The following is a 21,779-nucleotide window of genomic DNA, read 5'->3' on the forward strand; positions in this document are numbered from 1 at the left end:
AATCTACACTGCCTATGGTTGATTTCATAAACGCGTAAATAGCTGGAAACCGACGGTGGACGTTCCGATACACACCAATATGGACGATAGCAACAACGAAGGGGCGACACAACGCCCGGTTCAGCCAGCTGCGCCCGGCGTTCGACCCATGCGCAGGGACGATCTTCCGGCTGTCGAGGTTGTGCTCAACAGCGCGTTCAAAAAGACCGGGCTTGATAGAAACTTCGACTTCGGCGCTTACGTCGAAACATTGTTTTTCAGCAGTCCTGTGTTTGATCCCGAATATGGCAGCGTTGTCTACGATGCTGGAGAGAGCGGCGTTACAAGCGTTATCCTTGCCGTCCCCATGCGGTTTGTCGCGAACGGAAAACCCATTACCGCAAGGTTGTTATGTGCTTTCGCGTCGAAAGGAAAACTCGGCGCACTCGGCGCCGCGCGCCTGTCCCGCGGCATGCGCGCGACGAAACACGATATGCTGTTTTCGGACACGGCCTCCCCCGTCAGCGCCGATCATTGGCTTGCGATCGGCGGCAGCATGTTGCCGATGGAAAGCCTGCAATGGCACAAGGCGCTCAAGCCTTTCAGCGCGATTGCCCTGCGCATGCCGCGCCGTTCGCAAGTAGTCAAATCCAGGCCCGGACTTATGGCGCTTGGATTTGTGGACCGTATCCTGCGATCGTGGAAAAAGGGCATAAGGCCTAATGAAGTTGCCGGCACCACGGTCAGACCGGTGGATTTCGAGACGTTCCGACGCAACGCGCTGAAAATGATCGAGCGTTTTTCCGTCCGCCCGGAATGGTCCCACGAGGAATTCCACTGGCTGATCGAAATGAGTAAAACCAACGGCACCCTTGGTGAATTGAGCAGCCTGGCGATCGAAAATGTCGAAGGCCGCATCATCGGCGCTGCCTTGTATTTCGGACAGGCGGGACGGACCGCCTATGTGCTGAACCTCGTCTGCGATGCCGGTCGCGAAAACGACGTGCTCGGTGCGCTGTTCCGCCATTTCGATGATGAGAACTATGCCCATGTCACCGGCATGTCGCAACCGTTTCTCATGAACGCGCTCTACCGTCAGAACCACGTGACCTTCCATCATCGCGGTTATTTCTGCATGGCCACCCGGGATGAAGCCCTCCGGGATCGGGCGCTTGCCGGCGACATCTATATTGGCGGGCTAAGCTCGGAAAGCTGGAGCAAGCTCATCACAGATTTCTAAGGCACTTGCGCCGGTTGTGAAGAAAATGCCGAGCCTTCTATGCCCCAGTGAAGCGCTGGACATTCGCTGAAATCAGGTGACGCAGCGCCTTCGCGTAACGTTTGGAGCGCGTCTTGGCCGCAAGGGCGCTCGACCAGTCCACCATCGATCCGTTGATATCGAAATCTCCGAGCTGGCCCTCGGGAACGTCACCCTTTTCGATGCGCTCGACGATGGAGCCCAGCGCCGCGTAAAACTCGGGCGAGCGATAGGGCGGATGCAGCGAATACATGCCCTTGCCCGTGCCGAGAAAATCAAGCCGGTATACGCCGATGCGCATCATATTGTCGCTCAGCACCTCTTCGGCAGGCATTGAGACCGGTTGCTGATTATAGGCATAGGAGCGGATGCGCCGTTTGACGTCGGGTCTCAGCAGTTCGAGCGAGCCGATACGCTTGGCGAAACGGTCCATGTCGATCATGAACAGGCGGGTGGAAACGGTCGCGAACCGCCATGTGGGAACGCGGCTCGGCAGCTTGCGCGGTTCGGGAATGTTTTTCACCCCCGGCATGCCGACATGGCGGGAGATATCGAGATCGCCGCGCACGGTGGGCGGCCCGGAAAACGGCGTGATGCAGAGCGCGTCCGGGTTGGCCTTCTGCAGCGCAATGGCTTCGTTGAACCAGCTCTGGCTGCCGCCGCCAAACATCATGTCGCTGTCCATATGCAGCACATAACGGGCGTTGGCACGTTTCAACCCGTGGAAATAAACATGGAAAGGCCCGCCGTCGAAAGCCTTGGCGGGATAAGGAACCGGCGAGCGCGAAAAGAACGTCTCCGCCACCGCACTGCGCGCCGCATCGCTATAGTCGGCAATATCCACATGCAGATGCGGATAGTTGGCCTGCATTTCCTCCAGCATGTCAAACAGGCGTTTGCTGGCGGCCTCGAAACCGTTGCCCTTGTAGCGGCCGGCTCCAACCTGGCCGGTATCCACCGTCAGGAGAATGCGGTCCACCTGCCCGCCCCAGACCCGCAGCTGATGCGGAACGGTCAGTGCCGCATGCGGTGCGTCGAAGGGATGCAGATTGATTTGCAGCGCCTTTTGTACGGGAGGAAGCGGCATTTCAGCAGTCATAATTACGCACCACGGTTCCGGAATTCATTGATGACAGCCATCATGGGTTTTTCGTTGAAGCTCCAGTCGAGCGGCAGCGGCCGGTTCGCGGTGCCATCCCGGCGGGGATAGGCCCAGCGGATCCAGGTATATTGGTCCGAAATGCCCCATGTGGTGATGGAGGAAAGCGGGCCGCCTTCGCACGCCGCTTCGAGAAAATCGCGGACCTGACCGTTTATCAGCATGTCGCGCTCGGCTTCCGGGGCGGGAAGCGTCTGGTCCATCGCATCCAGTTCCGTCACCAGAACGGCAAGACCATAACTGCGCATTTCCTTGGTAAAGGCGGCAAGCTCGTCTTTCGCAATGGGCCAGCCACCGCGCAGATGCCCCTGCAGGCCGATAGCGTTGATCGGAGCGCCTTTCTCTAGCAGCTCGAGAATGAGATTGCGGAAGGCCGCGCGCTTGGCCGGCGATTTCTCGACCGCAAATTCCACATCATATTCGTTGAGGACGAGCTGGGCCTTCGGATCGACGGAATGGGCGATGTCAAAGGCCTTTTTGATGGCGTCCGGGCCTGCGCCATAATACCAGGCGTCGCGGCGCGAGCGCACATTGCCGGGCACGTCGGGGATAGGCTCATTGACCACATCCCAGCTGTGTATCACGTCCTTGTACCGTTCCATCACCTTGACGATGTGGGTTTCCATCAACTTCTCGACCTTCGCGCCGCTGCCGATGCTGGCAAGCCAGGGCGCGTTGGAAGCGTACCAGATAAGCGGATGACCATGCATGGTGAGTTTGTTCTGGCGCGCGAAGTTCGCAAGCGCATCGGCAGCGGCAAAATCGAACACCTCTGCCGAAGGCCGCATCACCTCCCATTTCATTTCAGTAACGGGTGTGATGCGAGAGCAATATTTGACCACCGCTTCGCCGATGCGGCTATCGGCGGTAAGGTCCGGCAGATAGATGGCCGCACCGTAAGGGGCAATCTTTGTCGACGTTTTCCTGGTCGCGGCAACGCCTTGCCCGGCCATGGCATGCAACAGGCCCGCGCTTGCAGCACCACCCAGAAAATTCCGCCGCCCGATCTGCATTCGCCCGCCTCCACAACCCCGGCGCATCGGCCTGAAAATCGAAAGCGATTTTCGAAAGGGACGATGCGCATATCACAACTGTCAGAACGTCGCTGATGCGTCCCAATGGCCGCACGGCGCTCTAATTCTCAAAATATAACATCTTGATCATGCCAAAAGGATATTAAAGATTTGCAAGGTTAACTGACGCTATACCACGTCACAATTGGCGCAAGCCGGCTTAATCCGGTAGTAACTTCAGTGTGAGAATTATTGACCCGCCCCTGATGGAGTAAAAATATTGGTTTCCGTTTCGATTGTCATTCCCGTTCGCAACGGCGAGCGTTACATCGTGGAAGCGATCGAAAGCGTGTTGTCTCAGGGGAAAACCGTTTGCGAAGTGCTCGTCGTCGATGACGGCTCCACCGACACAACGGCGCAAAAGGTGCAAAGTTTCGCCGATCCCCGCGTAAAACTGCTGGCCCGGCCGCAGGGACGGCAGGGCGTTTCCGCCGTGCGCAATTTCGGCCTGTCGCAGGCGCGCGGTGAATGGACGATGTTTCTCGATGCCGACGACCGCGTGAAGCCGGGCGCGATCGCCGCCCTATGCGCCGGCATCTCCGGACCGGATGTCGTTGCTGTCTACGGCGATTATGAGCGCATTGACGAGAATGGCGCCAAGATCGGACGGCGCAACCTCATCAGACGGCGGGAAAAACCTGATGGTTTCATCCTCCAGCCGCTTTTGGGCGGAAACTTCATCGTCAATGGCGGCATCATGCTGGTTAAAACCCGCATCTTTCAGGATTTTGGCGGTTTCGACGAGACATTGCGTTATGCGGAAGACTGGTATGGCTGGTGCCGGCTGGCTGCCTCCGGCCGTTTCGCCTATCTGCCCGGCCGCCACGTGCTGGATTACCGGGTGCACCGGACAAGCGTGATGATGAACCGCCTTCTGACCTTCCGGGATTGCGAACCGGCGATCGAAGCGGTGTTTTCCGATCCCGCCATCGTCGCCGCCATTGCGCCGCAGGAATTGCGCCGGCTTCGCCGAAAATCCGAAAATCACATGAATGCCTATACCGTGGCGCAGGCCTTTCGCGCCCGGCGCTATCGCGAGGCCTTTTCGGCGCTTGCCGATACATTTGTCAATCGCCCGCGCCAAAGCCTGCGCGCCGTCGTGTTTTCCGCCGCAGCCCTTGCCGGAATTTAGGAGTGTCCATGTCCGAAATCATGCCGGAAGCGGTGGTGTGCATTCCGAGTTTCCGCAGGCCGGAAGGTTTGCAGAAAACGCTGAACTCGCTGGCAGCCCAGAAGGTCGATTTCCCCTTCGCCATCGTCGTCGTCGATAATGACGGGGTGGGCCAGGCGGGGCTGGCCGTCGCGCGTGCGTTTTTCTCCGAGAGCGGAATGATGGGCCAGACGCTGGTCGAGCCGACGCAGGGCAATTGTTACGCCATCAACACGGCATTCCGCACGGCGCGGCAGAGCTATCCATCCGCGCAGTGGTTTCTGATGATCGATGACGACGAAGCGGCCTCGCCCGTCTGGCTCGCTGAAATGGTCTCTGCCGCAAAATCCTTCGGCGTCGACATTGTCGGCGGGCCGGTCGATCGCGAATTCGATGCCCCCGCACCCAAGGCGGTTCTGGCACACCCGCTGTTCGGCTCCATCGAGGCGCCGACCGGCGTAGTCGATCAAATCCATGGGTCCGGCAATTGCCTGATCTCAAGGCGGGTTTTCGAAACGCTGGAAAAGCCGGAATTCGATGTACGGTTCAATTTCCTTGGCGGCGGCGACATGGATTTCTTCACCCGTTGCCGAAAGGCGGGTTTCAAATTCGCCTGGAACGCTCAAGCCCTCATCATCGAATATGTGCCGGAAAACCGCATGGCGCCGCGCTGGATCATGGAGCGCTCGCTCCGAACCGGCATCATCAATTACAGCATCGACCGCGCCCGACGCCCCGGCCTGAAGGGCGGGCTGCTGCTTGCCGCCAAAAACGTCGTCAGCCTGTGCCTGTCACTGGTCCGCGCCGTTTCCGCATTCCTGAAAACCGGTGCGCTGCTGCCCGCCACGCATCCACCGCTTATGTCCATCGGCCGCGTCATGGCGAGCCTCGGTATTACGCTCACGCCCTATAAGGCGCCGGCGAAAAAGGCCTGAACACGGGCTCGTTCCGGCAGTTAATATCAGCTTTTCAGCTCAGGGTTTTTTCCCTGCGCAAAGAGATCCCATTCACATGCCGTTTCTGGGAAGCGAATGACGAAAAAACGGCTGCAAGAATGAGAAGCGGCACAAGAACCGGCCAGAAGAAACAAAGGATGATACCGGTCACCCGGTAAAAGTCCCAATCCTTGTCGCGGCGGGCGCCTTCTATATAGGTCATGGCAAGAGAAGTAACGGTGCCAATCCCATATACGAAAAGAGAAATGGACGTAATTACCATCGCTGTCCTCAATATATTTCTGATTCGAATAAATATGTAATATCCGCTCAGTGTACCGCCGTTACGCCCACTTGCAACTTTTTTGCGCGGAAAGACACCTCCACCCCGATACGTTAGAGCGACCTCATATAGCGCGACTCCATATGATGATTGCATGCGCCGGCAGATGCCGCTCACATGATATCGATCCTGAACCGGTCAGACGGTCAGGGGCAATTCCGTAAAGAATCAATGAGAATGCGCGGATTTTAGACCTTGCCGGCCCCGAACCCGTAGCGATGCTTCAGCAGCGAATATATGGCGATGGGATTGGTCAGCAGGTAGCGCTTGCCGAGACGCCTTGGCTCAAGCATGGCCCTGTAGAGCCATTCGAGCCCCATATCCTGCATCCATTGTGGCGCCCTGCTGTTCTTGCCCGCGAGAAAATCGAACAGACCGCCGCAGGTCTTGATCACCGCAATGTCGGAAAGCCTGTCGAGATTGCGCGCGACGAAACGTTGCTCCAGCGGTATGCCGAAGCCCACCCAGAGAATATCGGTCTGCGATGCGACGATATCGGCAAGGATCGCCTCCTCGTCGCCGGGTCTGAAATAACCATTGCGCCGACCGGCAAAAACGAGCCGTGGATAGAGCTTCTGCATTTCCTCGACTGCCGCGCGGTTCACCTCTTCGGAACCGCCGAGAAAATAGAACCGCGTGCCGGTCGCCTCAGCCCTCCGGGCCACCGCATGAACGAGATCCGTCGTCGCCACACGTTCCCGCAGCGCTCTTACGCAGAACTGGCGGGAAAAGATCACCAGCGACATGCCGTCGGCATGAATCTGGTCCGCCTGCCGCAGCAGGGCTTCGAATTCCTTGTCTTGGTGACAGAGTGCGATGACCTGACCGTTCGCCGATGTCGAATAGAACGGCTTTGCGCCGGCCGCGCGTTCACGTTCCGCCCGCAGGATAAAATCCTGCGCCGTCTCTTCGATGGTCGCATCGGTGATGGGCAAAGCCGCAAGCGGAACAACCGGCCAGTGTGTGCCAGGCCCTTCCGCATGCGGGACATCTCTCCCTGTCATATTCTGTCCGGTGTCCAAGATAGGCATCGTTTCACTGTTATATTCACGCATAGGATTAAGGTATAAGGCTTCAAACACTACGAATAACTATCATTAATATTCTTATAAATCTGACGCTTGAATCAAACAATTATACGCCCGGGGGTTGAGTGACCACCCCAACCTCTCCTCCCCCTATTCCGGTTTTGCGGCTGATGGGTTAAGGGACGACGAAACCACACCACAGAAAAGGTCCCGGCCATGGAAACCATATCGATCGACAACCGCGGCGATTTCGGCCTTTGGGCCATCGAACGGGCAAAGGAAATCGTCGCCAACGAGGCGTCCGATCTTGCCGTTTCGGTCCGTGACGGCGACGAGACAGGCATTCGCGATGCGGGTAATGCGCTGGGTGCCGCCATTGCCGCCGCCCTGCTCGAGGTCTATGACGGCCTGATGTCCGAGGAGTAATCGGCGGTCGCAGCCCTCAGGCGTAGCGTTCCGCGTGATCTGTCCGGCGCAGAAAACCCAAAAGCCCAAGTGCGATGGCAATTCCGAGACCAAGGAACAGACCGCCCACGCCACCGGCGATCAGGAAGATCAGCTTGCCGGGCGGCCAGCTTCTGGAATTGGGCGCTACTGGCTGCGAAATCACCCGCACATTGGTGGAATCGATTGTCTGCTGCTCGGCGATCTGGCGTGATCGGTTGAGATAGGTCTCGTAGATCGCAGCAGCTGAGTTGGCGTCTCGCTCCAGATCGCGCAGCCGCACCTGCGCCTCATTGTCGGTGAAGACGTTGGCGCGTTCCGCAACCGCCTTCAGCCGCAGGGCATCAAGCGAGGAGCGGGCCTCGGCGACATTGGTCTTGGCCGCCAGCAAAATCCGCTGCGCCTCATCCGCAATGCCGCGTTCCAGCATGTCGCGTTCCGCCCCGGCAGTCGCCAGACGCGGATGGCGGGCGCCATAGGTCAGCGTCATCGCCCCAATCTGCTGCTGCAAGGTGCTGTATTGCGCACGGATGGTGTTCATGGTCTGGCTGTCGAAGATCGCGTCGCTCTGGGTGCGGTTCTGGGCAATCGCCGCCTGCATCTGCTTGAGGCGCGACTCCTCCTGAATGACGCGCTGCTGCGCGGCAAGAACCTGCGCATTCAGCTCTCCTGATGCCAGATTGCTGACCAGCTGGCCGTTATTCTCCTGCAGGCCGTTTTCGCGGCGGAAATCGGCGACGCGCTTTTCGGCAACCGTCACGTTCTGGCGCATTTCCTCAAGCCGCTTCTTTAGATCATCGACGATACGCAGGCTGCTGTCGGAGGTCGTCTGGAACAACTCGCTTTCGAACGCCTTCACCATCGCCTTCGAGACTGTCACGGATTTGTCCGGATCATTGGTCCAGACCGCAAGCGTCACCACGAAGGAACGCGGATCCCGTTCCGCCGCAACCCGTTCGCCCAGCGAACGAAGCGCGCCGACCTTGTTGTCACCATCTTCCGGCTTGGGTGAAAAAAATGCTTTCAGCCGCGCAAGAGGCGGTGGGGATATGAATTCCGGGTCCTCATCCAGTTTCAGCTCGTCCACCACACGCGCCAGCACGTTGCGCGACGTGACGGTGCGCAGCTTGCTCTCCACTTCGAGAATCTGGGTGTCGCGCTGCTGGTTGGGCGAAAACACCCCGTCATTGACGACATTCAGGTTGGAGGGATTGACGACGATATCCGTATAGGCGGTGTAACGCGGCGGCGTCATATAGGCATAGGCGAGTGCAGCGGCGACGCAGAGAATGATCGCAAGCACAATCCAGACGATCCCGGCACGCAGCCAGCCGAGTACCTCGTCCACACCGATCCGGTCGATATATTTCAGGCCCGGCAGCGTGGCCGCGAAACTGTTGCTTGGCGAGGCCGGCCTTGTGGGCTTTTCAGCCGGAGCGGGTTCGGCAACGGCAGCCGCCGGCTTCGGCTCAAGATGCTCTTTCAGCACCGTGCGCTCGAAAACCTCATCCTCATCCACCAGATCGTCCAGCAGGGAACCGTGGGGTCTGGCGGCGGGCGCCGCTTTTTCATCCAGCGGACGTGCCTGCTTATGTCCCGCCTTTTGAAGCCTGTACATCAGCCAATCCAACTTGAACGAACCACAAAAAAGGCCTGCAACAGATGGTTTTCATCGTCGCCAGAACCACTATTAACCGGCAAGTCTAGATATAACGGGTGAATTTTAGGTTACCCGCATCATCCCCGCCATCATCACCTATTCGCCGCGTCCATGAAAGAGATGATTGACTTGAATGGATCGATACGGTTCTTTCTGGCGTTATATTTTTGTATTATCCATTTGAACCTCAAAGATTTTATCGAAACGGAGTTTGGCATGAGCCTGAAATTTGGAACGAGCGGCCTTCGCGGCCTGTCTGTCGATCTGAAAGGAAAGGCCTCGGCCGTCTACGCAACGGCATTTGCAAGGCACCTTCTCACATCGGGTCAGGCAAAGGCGGGCGACCCCATTCTCGTGGCCCGCGATTTCCGCGATTCGAGCCCGGATGTTTCCGCAACCTGTATCGCCGCGCTGAAAAAAGCCGGCCTCACACCGCTCGATTGCGGCACCGTGCCGACACCGGCACTGGCGCTTTACGGACTTTCCCTCAAGGCCGGCGCGCTGATGATAACCGGTTCGCATATTCCGGCCGACCGCAACGGCATCAAGTTCTACCGCCCGGACGGCGAGATCGACAAACAGGACGAAACTGCGATCGCCGCACTCGCAGCCGAAGTCGAGGCTGAAGGGATTAACGACGAGGCCGCAGCGGCGGACGACCATTCCGCAATTGCAGCCGAGCTCTTTTATGAGCGCAATGCCGCACTCCTGCCGGAAAAGGCGCTGTCGGGCCTGAAGATCGGCGTTTACCAGCACAGCACGGTGGCGCGCGATCTCTTCGTCGATGTTCTCGCCCACTATGGCGCCGATGTCGTGTCGCTCGGCCGTTCCGAGACCTTCATTCCGGTCGATACCGAGGCGGTCTCCCCTGAAACGCTGGAGCTTCTCAAAAAATGGGCACCGGAACACGGCCTCGATGCCATCGTTTCCGCCGATGGTGACGGCGACCGGCCCCTGCTTGCCGATGAAAACGGCGTGCCGCTGCGCGGCGACCTGATCGGATTGATCACGGCGAATTTTCTCGATGCCGGCGTGGTCGTCACCCCCGTCACCTCCAATTCCGGCATTGAGGCGAGCGGTTCGTTCAAGGTCATCCGCACCAGGGTCGGTTCGCCTTTCGTGATCGCCGGCATGGTGCAGGCCCTTGCCGAAGGAAACAACGGCGTCATGGGTTTCGAGGCCAATGGCGGCCTTCTGACGGCCTCCACCTTCACATTGAACGGCAAACCGCTATCGCCCCTGCCGACGCGGGACAGCTTCCTGCCCATCCTCGCCGTATTGCTTCTCTCCGCCGAGCAGAAAAAGCCGCTATCGCAGATTGCCGCCGCCTATAACCTGCCGGTCGCGGCTGCGGATCGTCTGGAAAACTTCGCACAGGAAAAAAGCGCTGCCCTGATGACGCATCTGCGCGCCTCGCGGAATAATCTCGAAACCTTCCTCGCCCCCGTGGGCACGGTCAAGGCGCTGAGCGACATTGACGGCCTGCGCGTGGCGCTGACAGACGGCAGCACCATCCATTTCCGCCCTTCCGGCAATGCTCCGGAAATGCGCTGCTACGTCGAGGCCGCCAATCAGGACGAAGCCGAAACGCTGCTCAGCAAGGGCCTCGATCTTATCCGCAACTTTGGATGAGTGGATGGCGCCGAACGCTTGAAGCGGACGGCCACCATGAATGTCCCAGTGTCGCAAATGTCGCATCCCGTCTTTGCCTGTTGCTCTTCCCGCTCCGGAAAGCGATAAGGGCCGCAGGGTTCAAGGAGGCGGGATGTGAGCGGCGAGACCATTACCCTTTATGAAGCGATCGGCGGCGATGCCACAGTCAGAGCACTGACCCGGCGCTTCTACGAATTGATGGACACCCTGCCAGAGGCGGTGCATTGCCGCGCCATCCATCCAGCCGATCTTTCCGGCAGCGAAAGCAAGTTCTACGATTATCTGACCGGATATCTTGGCGGACCGCCGGTCTATGTCGAAAAACACGGCCACCCTATGTTGCGCAGGCGTCATTTCGTGGCCCCTATCGGACCCGCCGAGCGGGACGAATGGCTGCTCTGCTTTCGCCGCGCGATGGACGAGACCATCGAGAACGCAAAGCTCCGGGACATCATCTGGGGACCGGTGGAGCGGCTGGCCTTTCACATGCAAAATCAGGAAGCGAATAACCCATGACGACGGAAAGATTGCGCGCCTTGATTTTGCTGCTGGGCAGCCTTTTGGGTGCTGCCGGCGTCATGCTTGCCGCCGCCGCCACCCATACCGGCGAAACCTATATGCTTGGCAACGCCTCGACCATGGCGCTCGCCCATGCGCCAGTGCTTGTGGCACTGCATATCGGCGCGGACCGCATCAGAACCGCCATTCCGGCAGGGCTGATTCTTGGCTTCGGCACGGCGGTTTTTGTTGGTGATCTCGTCACCAGACATTTTTCCGGTCACAGCCTGTTTCCCTACGCGGCCCCCTTGGGTGGCCTCGGCATGATCGCGGGATGGCTGGTGCTTTGCGCCGGTGCATTTTTGAAGCCGAGGGGCTAAATCGGCATCAACGCCGTTTCCAGTGAAACGACAGGATGTTGCCGCCACGTTGAGCCGCGTCACCGATTTCGAAGAACGGCTTTTCGCCCGGCTGGCGGGTGCGCAGATAGGGAAAAGCCAGCACATTGCCGCCGTCAGCTGCGGCGCGGTTGCGCCGCTCGCGTTCGCCGACGACTTCATACATCTCCGTCAGGGCCGGATCGGCGCCCTGATCGGCCATCTTGTGCAGCTCCACGCGGCAGGCCTCAGCCACCGCCTGCTCTGCATCCTTGAAATTATTGCGCTCGTCGCTCATCGTTTAAGGTCCGTTCATTCATCGTCTGCAGCGCTCGCTCCAGACTGGATTTGCTGCCATTGCGCAGCGGAATGAACGTCTTGCCGAATTTCTTGCAACCGGACTTCACCCGCAGACACGCATCGTGGCTGATACAGTCGATCGGGCAGAAAACGCAGTCGACGGAGGGAAGAACAGTGTCGATACGCGAGACCGCCTCACGCAATCCGCCATCGTGATGGATAAGCTCGGCGCCGAAATTGCTGGCGATCTGGCGAAGATGGGCAACCTGACAGTCACGGCCGCCAACATAAAGAAAGCTCTTCGGACCGGAAAGCTGCTGTTCGGCCACATCCTTTTCAGGTTGAGGCGCGCCCTTGCCCTGCTTGCCGCCGCGTTCGGCTTTCTTCTTTTCCTTGCGTGCCATTCCCTCACCTGCCGGTTGATTTTTTCATGCCCCGACGTTCGGGATGCCGGCACCATAATAAAGATGAGTTTTGGAGTAAAGTATAAAGGTGATAATTTTCCTCATGTTTTGACATAAAGAATCGATCACATATTCGCGATAACCTCACCAGATCAGTTGTTGATCTTCAATCCACCCATGAAAAGCTGCTCCAGGTGCCGGGCTGCATCCTCAAACCGGCCTTCGCCACCGTTTTTGTCGCCCAGCACGGCCCGCACCTGCACGTCGAAATCCGCATAGTGCTGCGTGGTCGACCAGATAGAGAAAATCAGGTGATAGGGATCGCATTTCGCCATCCGTCCGGCCTTGATCCAGACACGGATTACCTCCGCCTTTTCATCCACCAGTTGCTTTAGCGGACCCTTCAGCTCATCCTCGATATGGGGCGCACCCTGGAGGATTTCATTGGCAAACAGGCGGCTCTCGCGCGGAAAATCGCGCGACATTTCCAGCTTGCGGCGAATATAGGAGCGGATTTCGCTTTCAGGATTGCCCTCGGCATCGAAAGCCCTGAGCGGATCCAGCCAGGTATCCAGCACCCGCTCGATCAACGCGCGATGCATCGCCTCCTTGGTGCGGAAATAATAAAGTACGTTCGGTTTCGACATGCCGGCCGCCTCGGCAATCTGGTCGATGGTGGAACCGCGAAAGCCGTTGGTGGAAAACACACTCAGCGCGGCCTCAAGAATCGCTTCCTGCTTTTCTTCCTGAATGCGGGTCCGCTTCTGTGTTTTCGCTGCGCGCGGTATGGCCATACTCTGCTCTCTGTGTTTCTTTTCGGTGCAATTGCCGCTACAGTATGCTTAAAAAATAATCGCCGCGTACAGTTTAGGCAAAATTAGTGCGATTCGTCACGAAAATCCCTTGCTGACGTCATGGCGAATTTGCAATGTTTACCAGCCGGTCAATTTATCCACCATCGCCATCACAAGGCAATGGCTGTTATCTTAACCGGCAAAAACGGGAACGGCACAAGCTTTGCTTCGATAAAAACAAAACAGGTGAGGACGACACTTCATGGCAGCGGGTAAGAACTTGACGGTCAATGGCGACCGTCTGTGGGACAGTCTGATGGACATGGCGAAAATCGGCCCCGGCATTGCCGGCGGCAATAATCGCCGCACGCTGACGGATGAAGATGCTGAAGGCCGCAGCCTGTTCAAGCGCTGGTGCGAAGCGGCCGGCCTCACGATGGGCGTCGACAAGATGGGCACGATGTTCGCCACCCGCCCCGGCGAGGACCCGGATGCACTGCCGGTCTATATCGGCAGCCATCTCGACACCCAGCCTACCGGCGGCAAGTTCGATGGCGTTCTCGGCGTGCTGGCTGGACTGGAAGTCGTGCGAAGCCTGAACGATCTCAACATAAAGACGAAACACCCTGTTGTCGTTACCAACTGGTCCAACGAGGAAGGGGCGCGCTTTGCCCCGGCCATGCTGGCTTCCGGCGTTTTCGCCGGCATTCACGATCTCGATTACGCCTATAGCCGCACCGATACCGACGGCAAGACCTATGGCGACGAGCTGAAGCGAATCGGCTGGCTGGGTGAGGAAGAGGTGGGCGCCCGCAAGATGCACGCCTATTTCGAATATCATATCGAACAGGGGCCTATCCTCGAGGCGGAAGGCAAGCAGATCGGCGTCGTTACCCATGGTCAGGGCCTGTGGTGGCTGGAAGTCACGCTGACAGGCAAGGAAGCGCATACCGGCTCGACGCCGATGGCCATGCGCGTCAATGCTGGCCTCGCCGCCGCCCGCATCCTCGAAAAGGTGCAGGAAGTGGCGATGGCCCACCAGCCGGGCGCCGTCGCCGGCGTCGGCCAGATGATCTTCACGCCCAATTCCCGCAATGTGCTGCCCGGCAAGGTGGTTTTCACCATCGACCTCAGAACCCCCTCGCAGGCGAAACTCGACAACATGCGCGCCATCTTCGAACGCGAGGTGCCCGTTATCGCCGAAGAACTCGGCGTCGGCTGCTCAATCGAGGCCATCGGCCATTTCGATCCCGTCACCTTCGATCCGGTGCTGGTGGGCCGCGTGCGCGCTGCTGCCGAAAAGCTGGGCTACAGCCATATGGACATCATTTCCGGCGCCGGCCATGATGCCTGCTGGACGGCAAGGGTTGCACCCTCCACCATGATCTTCTGCCCTTGCGTGGACGGTCTTTCCCACAACGAGGCGGAAGAGATTTCGCTGGAATGGGCGGCGGCCGGCTGCGATGTGCTGCTGCATGCGGTGCTGGAAACTGCGGAGATCGTGCAATGACCGCCACCATTATCAAGAACGGCACCATCGTCACCGCCGACCTGACCTACAAGGCCGATGTTAAAATCGAAGGCGGCAAGATCACAGAGATCGGACCCGATCTGACCGGCGGCACAGTGCTCGATGCCACGGGATGTTACGTCATGCCCGGCGGCATCGATCCGCATGTGCATCTGGAAATGCCCTTCATGGGCACATATTCCGCCGATGATTTCGAGAGTGGCACGCGTGCCGCCCTTGCCGGCGGCACGACCATGGTGGTGGATTTTTGTCTGCCCGATCCCGGCCAGTCGCTGCTCGATGCCCTGCAAAGATGGGACAACAAGGCAACGCGCGCCAACTGCGATTATTCCTTCCACATGGCCGTTACCTGGTGGGGCGAGCAGGTCTTCAACGAGATGAAGACTGTGGTTCAGGAAAAGGGCATCAATTCGTTCAAGCACTTCATGGCCTACAAGGGCGCGTTGATGGTGAATGACGACGAGATGTTCGCCTCCTTCTCGCGTTGCGCCGAGCTTGGCGCCATTCCCTTCGTTCATGCGGAAAACGGCGATATCGTCGCGCAGATGCAGGAAAAGCTGATGGCGGAAGGCAATGTCGGGCCGGAAGCGCATGCCTATTCCCGGCCGCCCTCCGTCGAAGGTGAGGCCACCAACCGCGCCATCATCATCGCCGATATGGCCGGTGCGCCGCTTTATGTCGTTCATACATCCTGCGAGCAGGCACATGAAGCCATCCGCCGTGCGCGTCAGAACGGCATGCGCGTTTATGGCGAACCGCTGATCCAGCACCTGATCCTCGACGAAAGCGAATATGCCAATGCCGACTGGGACCATGCTGCCCGCCGGGTCATGTCGCCACCCTTCCGCAACCGCCAGCATCAGGATAGCCTCTGGGCGGGTCTCGCCTCCGGCTCGCTGCAATGCGTGGCGACCGACCATTGCGCCTTCACCACCGACCAGAAACGCTTCGGCCTCGGTGATTTCCGCAAGATCCCCAATGGCACCGGCGGGCTGGAAGATCGCATGCCGCTGCTCTGGACCCATGGCGTGGCGACCGGTCGGCTGACGATGAACGAATTCGTCGCCGTCACCTCCACCAACATTGCGAAAATCCTCAACATCTATCCGAAAAAGGGCGCGATCCTCGTCGGCAGCGATGCCGATCTCGTCGTCTGGGATCCGGCGCGGGAAAAGACCATCCGCGCGGAAAAACAGCAATCGGCCATCGATTACAACGTGTTCGAAGGACAGAAGGTGAAGGGCCTGCCGCGCTTCACCCTGTCGCGCGGCATCGTCAGCATCGAGGAAAGCACGGTGAAGACGCAGGAAGGTCACGGCACGTTCGTCGCCCGTGATCCCTTTCCCGCCGTCAGCAAGGCGCTGTCCACATGGAAAGAGCTCGTCGCGCCACGCAAGGTGGAACGCAGCGGCATCCCGGCATCGGGTGTATGACCTTGAGCACCGATCCGAAACGCGAAATCGTCATCGCTGCCGCCGTTCTCCTGAATGCGCGGCGGCAAATGCTTGTCGTGCGCAAGCGCGGCACCACGCAATTCATGCAGCCGGGCGGCAAGATCGATCCGGGTGAAACGCCGGAGCAGGCGCTTCACCGTGAACTTGCCGAGGAAATCGGCCTCACGCTTCCTGAAAATGCCGCGCGATATGAGGGCATCTTTCGGGAGGAGGCCGCCAATGAGACAGGGGCGGAGGTCGTGGCCCATGCTTTCGTCGCCCAACTGAATATCGACGTTACCCCGCAGGCCGAGATAGAGGAGGTGCGCTGGCTCGATCTGGATGCGGCCTCCAATCTGCCGATCGCCAAACTCACGGAAACACGTATGCTGCCGCTGGCACGCGCAGCCCTGACGGAAAGTGGAAACAAGCCACGATGAACCAAGCCTCGTCCTATTCCGTCGTTTCCGCCAGAAATCTCGGCCTCACCTTCGAAACCGGCGATGGCCCGGTGCACGCGCTTTCCAATGTCGATCTGGAAGTGGGCAAGGGCGAGTTCGTCTCCTTCATCGGCCCTTCCGGCTGCGGTAAGACCACGTTCCTGCGGGTGATTGCCGATCTAGAAAAGCACACATCCGGCGATATCACCGTCAATGGCACCACGCCGGAAAACGCCCGCAAGGACCGGTCGTACGGCTATGTCTTTCAGGCCGCCGCACTCTATCCGTGGCGGACCATCGAAAAGAACATTGCACTGCCGCTCGAAATCATGGGCTATACGAAGGCCGAACAGAGGGAGCGCATCGACCGCACGCTCGATCTCGTCAATCTCAGCGGTTTCAGCAAGAAATACCCATGGCAGCTTTCCGGCGGCATGCAGCAGCGCGCCTCCATCGCCCGAGCGCTGGCCTTCGATGCCGACCTGCTGTTGATGGACGAACCCTTCGGCGCGCTGGACGAGATCGTCCGCGACCATCTGAACGAACAGCTGCTGAAACTGTGGGATACGACCGGCAAGACCATCTGCTTCGTCACCCACTCCATCCCGGAAGCCGTTTATCTCTCGACCAAGATCGTCGTGATGTCACCACGGCCCGGCCGCGTGACGGATATCATCGAATCCACGCTGCCAAGGGAAAGGCCGCTTGAGATCAGGGAGACGCCGGAATTTCTGGCAATTGCGCATCGCGTGCGTGAGGGATTGAAGGCGGGGCATAGCTATGAGGGGTGAGGTCAGCGCCAGCACTACCCCCCTCTGCCCTGCCGGGCATCTCCCCCACAAGGGGGGAGATCGGCAAGGGGCGCACTCTCCTCTCAATTTTCGAGCCTGGAGATTGCCGAGATCTATCCACGAGTCGATCTCCCCCCTTGTGGGGGAGATGTCCGGCAGGACAGAGGCGGGTAACTCCCATCAACCGAGGGCGCCGCAATGACCCTCCTCCGCCACCGCGTCCTCCCCATCCTCACCGTCCTCCTCGCCATCCTCATCGTCTGGCACCTTTGCGTCATCTACCTCAACATGCCCTTCGTCCGCGATCAGGCAAACCGCGCCGGCCAGACGCCGAGCTTCATGGAGCTTCTGCCGCAAACCTTCGCACAGGAGCGCCCGGTTCTCCCCGCCCCGCACCAGATCATCGCGGAACTGTGGGACACCACCGTCAACAAGGCGATCACCTCGAAGCGCAGCCTCGTTTATCACGCGGGCGTCACGCTTTCGGCCACGCTCCTCGGTTTCGCCATCGGCGCGGTGCTCGGCATCCTGCTCGCCGTCGCCATCATCCACAACCGCGCCATGGACCGCTCGGTCATGCCGTGGATCATCGCCAGCCAGACCATTCCCATCCTTGCTGTCGCGCCGATGATCATCGTCGTCCTGAATTCCATCGGCATTTCCGGGCTGTTGCCCAAGGCGCTGATTTCCACGTATCTCTCGTTCTTCCCGATTGTCGTCGGCATGGTGAAGGGCCTCAGAAGCCCCGAAACCATCCAGCTGGACCTGATGCACACCTATAATGCCTCGCCCGCACAAATCTTCTGGAAGCTGCGCTGGCCGTCTGCCCTGCCCTATCTCTTCACCTCGCTGAAGATCGCCATCGCGATTGCGCTGGTCGGGGCCATCGTCGGCGAATTGCCGACGGGCGCCGTCGCAGGCCTCGGTGCGCGTCTGCTCTCCGGCTCCTATTACGGCCAGACCGTGCAGATATGGGCAGCGCTGTTCATGGCCGCCGGTGTGGCCGCCATTCTGGTCTCGATCATCGGCATCGCTCACGCAGCCGTCCTCAAGAGAATGGGAGCGCGGCCATGACAAATCCCGTCTGGTTTATTGGCGCAATCCTGTTCTGGCTTGCCGCCTGGGCCTGCAACGAATGGCTGGTGCGCCACACCTTCGCATCACAGTCGGCAAAGCGAATGAGCCGCATGGCCGTACCGCTTCTCTTCGGGCTGGCCATTCTCGCGCTTTGGGAAGGTGTGGTGCGCGGCTTCTCCGTCCCACCCATCCTGTTGCCTGCCCCGAGCGCCATCCTCGCCCGCCTTCTCGGCTCGCTACCGATCCTCTGGGCGGATTTCCGCCAGACCTTCCTCAAATCGGTGCTGACAGGTTATGTGCTCGGCTGCGGCCTCGGTTTCATCGTCGCCATCCTCATCGACCGCTCGCCTTTCCTGCAACGCGGGCTTCTGCCCATCGGCAATTTCGTCTCCGCCCTGCCGGTCGTCGGCATCGCTCCCATCATGGTCATGTGGTTCGGTTTCGACTGGCAGTCGAAAGTGGCTGTCGTCGTCATCATGACGTTTTTCCCGATGCTGGTGAACACGGTTCAAGGGCTTGCCGCCTCCAGCCACATGGAACGCGACCTGATGCGCACCTATGCCGCAGGCTGGGGGCAGACATTGCTGAAACTGCGCCTGCCCGCCGCCTGGCCCTTCATCTTCAACGCCCTGAAGATCAATTCCACACTGGCGCTGATCGGCGCCATCGTCGCGGAATTCTTCGGCACGCCCATCGTCGGCATGGGTTTTCGCATCTCGGCGGAAATGGGCCGCAGCAATGTCGATATGGTCTGGGCAGAAATCGCCGTGGCGGCGCTCGCAGGCTCAGGATTTTACGGTCTGGTGGCGCTCATCGAGCGCGCCGTCACCTTCTGGCATCCGTCCGTCCGTGGGGGACGGACGTAAATAACGAAAAAGGGAACAGCGATGAAAATGAAACTTGCCTCCATGCTTCTTGCCGGCGCGTCACTTCTGAGCGCATTTGAGGCTCAGGCCGCCGACAAGATCACCCTGCAGCTAAAATGGGTCACCCAGGCGCAGTTCGCCGGTTATTACGTCGCCAAGGACAAGGGCTTTTATGAAGCCGAAGGTCTCGATGTCGATATCAAGCCGGGCGGACCGGATATTGCGCCTGCGCAGGTTCTGGCAGGCGGTGGCGCGGATGTGATCGTCGACTGGATGCCATCGGCACTCGCCACCCGCGAAAAGGGCGTGCCGCTCGTCAACATCGCCCAGCCGTTCAAAACGTCAGGCATGATGCTGACCTGCCTCAAGGAAACCGGCATTACCAAGCCGGAAGATTTCAAGGGCAAGACGCTCGGCGTCTGGTTCTTCGGCAATGAATATCCGTTCCTGTCGTGGATGGCGCACCTGAAAATCCCGACCACCGGCGGCGCGGATGGCGTCACCGTCCTCAAGCAGGGTTTCAACGTCGATCCGCTGCTGCAAAAGCAGGCCGCCTGCATTTCCACCATGACCTATAATGAATACTGGCAGGTCATTGATGCCGGCATCAAGCCGGAGGAACTCGTCACCTTCAAATATGAGGACGAAGGCGTGGCAACGCTGGAGGACGGGCTCTACGTTCTCGAAGACAAGCTGAAGGACGCCAAGTTCAAGCAAGACATGGTCAAATTCGTCCGCGCTTCCATGAAGGGCTGGAAGTGGGCGGAAGAACACCCTGACGATGCAGCAGGTATCGTTCTTGAAAATGACGCCTCCGGCGCCCAGACCGAAAAGCACCAGAAGCGCATGATGGGCGAAGTCGCCAAGCTGACCGCCGGCTCGAAGGGCGCGCTGGACAAGGCGGATTACGAGCGCACCGTCAAGACGCTGCTCGGCGGCGGTTCCGATCCCGTTATCACCAAGGAGCCGACAGGCGCCTACACCACTGAAATCACCGATGCGGCGCTGAAATAGTCACGTCGAAGCCGAAAACATGGAAACGCGCGGCCATCGCCGCGCGTTTTTTTGCGCGCTGGTGACCCGTTTGATGAATTACAACACTCGGCCATATACAAAAATGTATATCAACCCTCGAGGCTATGCGGATTGATTTGTATAGCAACAACAATTAGAGTCCCCGCCAACAAGACTGCCGAATTTGATCTTGTAAAAAAGCACGAAGCAAAGGTGCTTAAGATTCGCGTTGAGGGGCGTTTGAATCGGGAGGATCGAGAAGGAAGTATTGTGATCCCTTGTTTCACATTCGTTGCCGCATGACCTTTTAAAACACGCCTTCAGGCTGAAGGACATGCGATCGAATATTGCGCGAGCCAAGACACATGCAGCATAAAGTCACGTTTAACCGCTTTGTTTTCCTTTTTCTTTCCGCAACGGCCCTGCCATTTTCGGCTGTGGCCGAGGGAGAATTGCCGGAACCGGTCAAACAGCAGAACCTGCCTTCCATCATCGTCGCGCACGCCGCAACACGCGATCTCGTGGACCGCATCATCGCCACCGGCACCATCAGGCCCGTGGACGAAATTTATGTACAGCCGCTGGTCGACGGCCTGTCGATCGACGAACTGAACGTCGATATCGGCGACAGGGTCGAGGCGAATGCGGTTCTGGCCGTGCTTTCCTCGGACAGTCTTCTCCTGCAAAAAAGCCAGCTTGAGGCCAACAGGGCCAAGGCGCAGGCCGCCGTTGCGCAATCCAAGGCGCAGGTTTTGGAGGCTGAGGCCAACAAGGCGGATGCCCTTCGCCAGCGCGACCGCGCCGCCAAGCTCGGCCAGAGCGGTTCCGGTTCCGTCTCCGAGACGGAAAAAACCGAGGCCGCTGCCCAGGTTGCGCAGGCACGCCTTGATGCCGCCAAGCAGACCGTTTCCGCCGGAGAGGCAGACATCAAGGTCGTCGACGCGCAGATTGACGACATCAATCTGAAACTGACGCGCACGGGTGTGAAAACCCCCGTCACCGGCATCGTTTCCGCCAAGAATGCCAAGGTCGGCGCCATCGCCAGCGGCGCCGGAAACCCGCTTTTCACGATCATCAAGGACGGCGCGATCGAGCTTGTCGCCGATCTTTCCGAGACCGACATCCAGCGGGTGAAGGCCGGCCAGAAAGCTTTCTTGACGGTTGCCGGCGGAGCCCAAAAAATTGAGGGCAAGGTGCGTCTCGTTTCGCCGACCGTCGATCCGGCAACGCGCCTTGGTTCCGTGCATGTTGTGCTGCCGACGGACAGCCCGGCACGGTCGGGCATGTATGCCAGCGCGGAGATCATCGTGAAAGAGACGAACGCGCTTGCCCTGCCGCTTTCGGCCGTCACCTCCGGGCGTGAAGGCTCGACCACCCGCAAGGTGGAAGGCGACATCGTCAAGCAGGTGAAGATCGAGACCGGCATTGAAGACAGCGGTTTCATCGAGATTGTCAGCGGACTTGCCGCTGGTGACAAGGTTGTCGAGAAAGCTGGAGCATTCGTGCGTGATGGTGACCGGATAAGACCGGTGGAAGCCCAGACGGCTGCGTCCAACTGACTGAGGGAATGAA

At 59.1% G+C, this 21,779-nt stretch carries 22 protein-coding genes and 1 pseudogene; 15 read left to right on the forward strand and 8 right to left on the reverse strand.

Annotation, left to right across the window (positions count from 1 at the left end; translation table 11 throughout):
• Positions 1-148: 148 nt before the first annotated feature.
• Positions 149-1,219, forward strand: a complete 1,071-nt coding sequence (locus GH784_RS19120; protein ID WP_065702638.1) for a hypothetical protein — start codon at positions 149-151, stop codon at positions 1,217-1,219.
• A gap of 37 nt (positions 1,220-1,256) precedes the next feature.
• Here the strand turns inward: GH784_RS19120 and uppG are convergent, their stop codons facing one another.
• Complete coding sequence (gene uppG / locus GH784_RS19125) at positions 1,257-2,336, reverse strand: polysaccharide biosynthesis glycosyltransferase UppG (protein ID WP_065702628.1); 1,080 nt, start codon at positions 2,334-2,336, stop codon at positions 1,257-1,259.
• A 2-nt stretch (positions 2,337-2,338) separates the two neighbouring features.
• A complete protein-coding gene (gene uppI, locus GH784_RS19130) occupies positions 2,339-3,409 on the reverse strand; it encodes a polysaccharide biosynthesis UDP-hexose transferase UppI (protein ID WP_065702627.1) in 1,071 nt (356 codons plus the stop codon).
• Positions 3,410-3,689: 280 nt separating this feature from the next.
• Between uppI and uppH the strand changes: the two genes are divergently transcribed.
• Together uppH and uppJ are read left to right on the forward strand one after the other, a co-directional pair.
• On the forward strand, positions 3,690-4,601 hold the full coding sequence (gene uppH / locus GH784_RS19135) for a polysaccharide biosynthesis endo-1,4-beta-xylanase UppH (RefSeq protein WP_013636689.1): 912 nt from the start codon (positions 3,690-3,692) through the stop codon (positions 4,599-4,601).
• An 8-nt stretch (positions 4,602-4,609) separates the two neighbouring features.
• Positions 4,610-5,554 carry a polysaccharide biosynthesis UDP-hexose transferase UppJ gene (gene uppJ / locus GH784_RS19140; RefSeq protein ID WP_065702626.1) on the forward strand — a complete coding sequence of 315 codons (945 nt, stop codon included), beginning with the start codon at positions 4,610-4,612 and terminating at the stop codon, positions 5,552-5,554.
• 34 nt (positions 5,555-5,588) lie between these two features.
• On the opposite strand, the gene GH784_RS27490 is transcribed toward uppJ, so the two are convergent.
• Positions 5,589-6,014, reverse strand: a complete 426-nt coding sequence (locus GH784_RS27490) for a hypothetical protein (RefSeq protein ID WP_323131483.1) — start codon at positions 6,012-6,014, stop codon at positions 5,589-5,591.
• Between the two features lie 71 nt (positions 6,015-6,085).
• The gene (gene uppL / locus GH784_RS19150; RefSeq protein ID WP_034502051.1) at positions 6,086-6,901 is read right to left on the reverse strand and encodes a polysaccharide biosynthesis UDP-hexose transferase UppL; all 816 of its coding nucleotides are present in this window, start codon (positions 6,899-6,901) and stop codon (positions 6,086-6,088) included.
• A 240-nt stretch (positions 6,902-7,141) separates the two neighbouring features.
• On the opposite strand from uppL, the gene GH784_RS27200 reads away from it, so the two are divergent.
• The gene (locus GH784_RS27200) at positions 7,142-7,351 is read left to right on the forward strand and encodes a hypothetical protein (protein ID WP_003513853.1); all 210 of its coding nucleotides are present in this window, start codon (positions 7,142-7,144) and stop codon (positions 7,349-7,351) included.
• Between the two features lie 16 nt (positions 7,352-7,367).
• Here the strand turns inward: GH784_RS27200 and uppM are convergent, their stop codons facing one another.
• On the reverse strand, positions 7,368-8,987 hold the full coding sequence (gene uppM / locus GH784_RS19160) for a polysaccharide biosynthesis protein UppM (protein ID WP_025594305.1): 1,620 nt from the start codon (positions 8,985-8,987) through the stop codon (positions 7,368-7,370).
• A 258-nt stretch (positions 8,988-9,245) separates the two neighbouring features.
• Here uppM and uppO point away from each other — a divergent pair, with 258 nt between their 5' ends.
• The 3 genes from uppO to GH784_RS19180 all read left to right on the forward strand — a co-directional run bounded on the left by uppO (position 9,246) and on the right by GH784_RS19180 (position 11,560).
• Positions 9,246-10,661, forward strand: a complete 1,416-nt coding sequence (gene uppO, locus GH784_RS19170) for a polysaccharide biosynthesis phosphomannomutase UppO (protein WP_065702637.1) — start codon at positions 9,246-9,248, stop codon at positions 10,659-10,661.
• A 135-nt stretch (positions 10,662-10,796) separates the two neighbouring features.
• Positions 10,797-11,198, forward strand: coding sequence for a globin domain-containing protein (locus GH784_RS19175; RefSeq protein WP_025594308.1), 402 nt, complete (start codon positions 10,797-10,799; stop codon positions 11,196-11,198).
• Positions 11,195-11,560, forward strand: coding sequence for a DUF423 domain-containing protein (locus GH784_RS19180; protein WP_019565130.1), 366 nt, complete (start codon positions 11,195-11,197; stop codon positions 11,558-11,560). The genes GH784_RS19175 and GH784_RS19180 overlap by 4 nt, the downstream gene beginning before the upstream one ends.
• 7 nt (positions 11,561-11,567) lie before the next feature.
• Here the strand turns inward: GH784_RS19180 and GH784_RS19185 are convergent, their stop codons facing one another.
• The 3 genes and pseudogenes from GH784_RS19185 to GH784_RS19195 form a co-directional block, all read right to left on the reverse strand.
• Complete coding sequence (locus tag GH784_RS19185; RefSeq protein WP_065702625.1) at positions 11,568-11,855, reverse strand: hypothetical protein; 288 nt, start codon at positions 11,853-11,855, stop codon at positions 11,568-11,570.
• Positions 11,836-12,159, reverse strand: a pseudogene (locus GH784_RS19190) (DUF2325 domain-containing protein); the annotation flags it as partial. The gene GH784_RS19185 and the pseudogene GH784_RS19190, both read right to left, overlap by 20 nt.
• Before the next feature lie 254 nt (positions 12,160-12,413).
• Positions 12,414-13,055 carry a TetR family transcriptional regulator C-terminal domain-containing protein gene (locus tag GH784_RS19195; protein WP_003513869.1) on the reverse strand — a complete coding sequence of 214 codons (642 nt, stop codon included), beginning with the start codon at positions 13,053-13,055 and terminating at the stop codon, positions 12,414-12,416.
• A gap of 262 nt (positions 13,056-13,317) precedes the next feature.
• Between GH784_RS19195 and GH784_RS19200 the strand changes: the two genes are divergently transcribed.
• The 8 genes from GH784_RS19200 to GH784_RS19235 all read left to right on the forward strand — a co-directional run bounded on the left by GH784_RS19200 (position 13,318) and on the right by GH784_RS19235 (position 21,766).
• Entirely contained in the window at positions 13,318-14,565 is a 1,248-nt protein-coding gene (locus GH784_RS19200) for a Zn-dependent hydrolase (RefSeq protein WP_025594310.1), read from the forward strand.
• On the forward strand, positions 14,562-16,019 hold the full coding sequence (gene hydA, locus GH784_RS19205; protein ID WP_065702624.1) for a dihydropyrimidinase: 1,458 nt from the start codon (positions 14,562-14,564) through the stop codon (positions 16,017-16,019). The genes GH784_RS19200 and hydA overlap by 4 nt, the downstream gene beginning before the upstream one ends.
• Positions 16,016-16,459 (forward strand): NUDIX hydrolase, encoded by a 444-nt coding sequence (locus GH784_RS19210; RefSeq protein ID WP_019565127.1) that lies wholly within the window; start codon positions 16,016-16,018, stop codon positions 16,457-16,459. The genes hydA and GH784_RS19210 overlap by 4 nt, the downstream gene beginning before the upstream one ends.
• A complete protein-coding gene (locus tag GH784_RS19215) occupies positions 16,456-17,250 on the forward strand; it encodes an ABC transporter ATP-binding protein (protein WP_003513873.1) in 795 nt (264 codons plus the stop codon). Before GH784_RS19210 ends, GH784_RS19215 begins: the two co-directional genes overlap by 4 nt.
• Before the next feature lie 198 nt (positions 17,251-17,448).
• Positions 17,449-18,324: an ABC transporter permease gene (locus GH784_RS19220; RefSeq protein WP_003513875.1), complete on the forward strand. Its 876-nt coding sequence runs from the start codon at positions 17,449-17,451 to the stop codon at positions 18,322-18,324.
• Positions 18,321-19,193, forward strand: a complete 873-nt coding sequence (locus tag GH784_RS19225; RefSeq protein ID WP_065702623.1) for an ABC transporter permease — start codon at positions 18,321-18,323, stop codon at positions 19,191-19,193. Before GH784_RS19220 ends, GH784_RS19225 begins: the two co-directional genes overlap by 4 nt.
• A gap of 21 nt (positions 19,194-19,214) precedes the next feature.
• Positions 19,215-20,207 (forward strand): ABC transporter substrate-binding protein, encoded by a 993-nt coding sequence (locus tag GH784_RS19230; protein ID WP_003513879.1) that lies wholly within the window; start codon positions 19,215-19,217, stop codon positions 20,205-20,207.
• 365 nt (positions 20,208-20,572) lie between these two features.
• Positions 20,573-21,766, forward strand: a complete 1,194-nt coding sequence (locus GH784_RS19235; protein WP_065702622.1) for an efflux RND transporter periplasmic adaptor subunit — start codon at positions 20,573-20,575, stop codon at positions 21,764-21,766.
• Positions 21,767-21,779: the final 13 nt, after the last annotated feature.

The organism is Agrobacterium tumefaciens (assembly GCF_009649785.1).
GTDB lineage: Bacteria > Pseudomonadota > Alphaproteobacteria > Rhizobiales > Rhizobiaceae > Agrobacterium > Agrobacterium tumefaciens.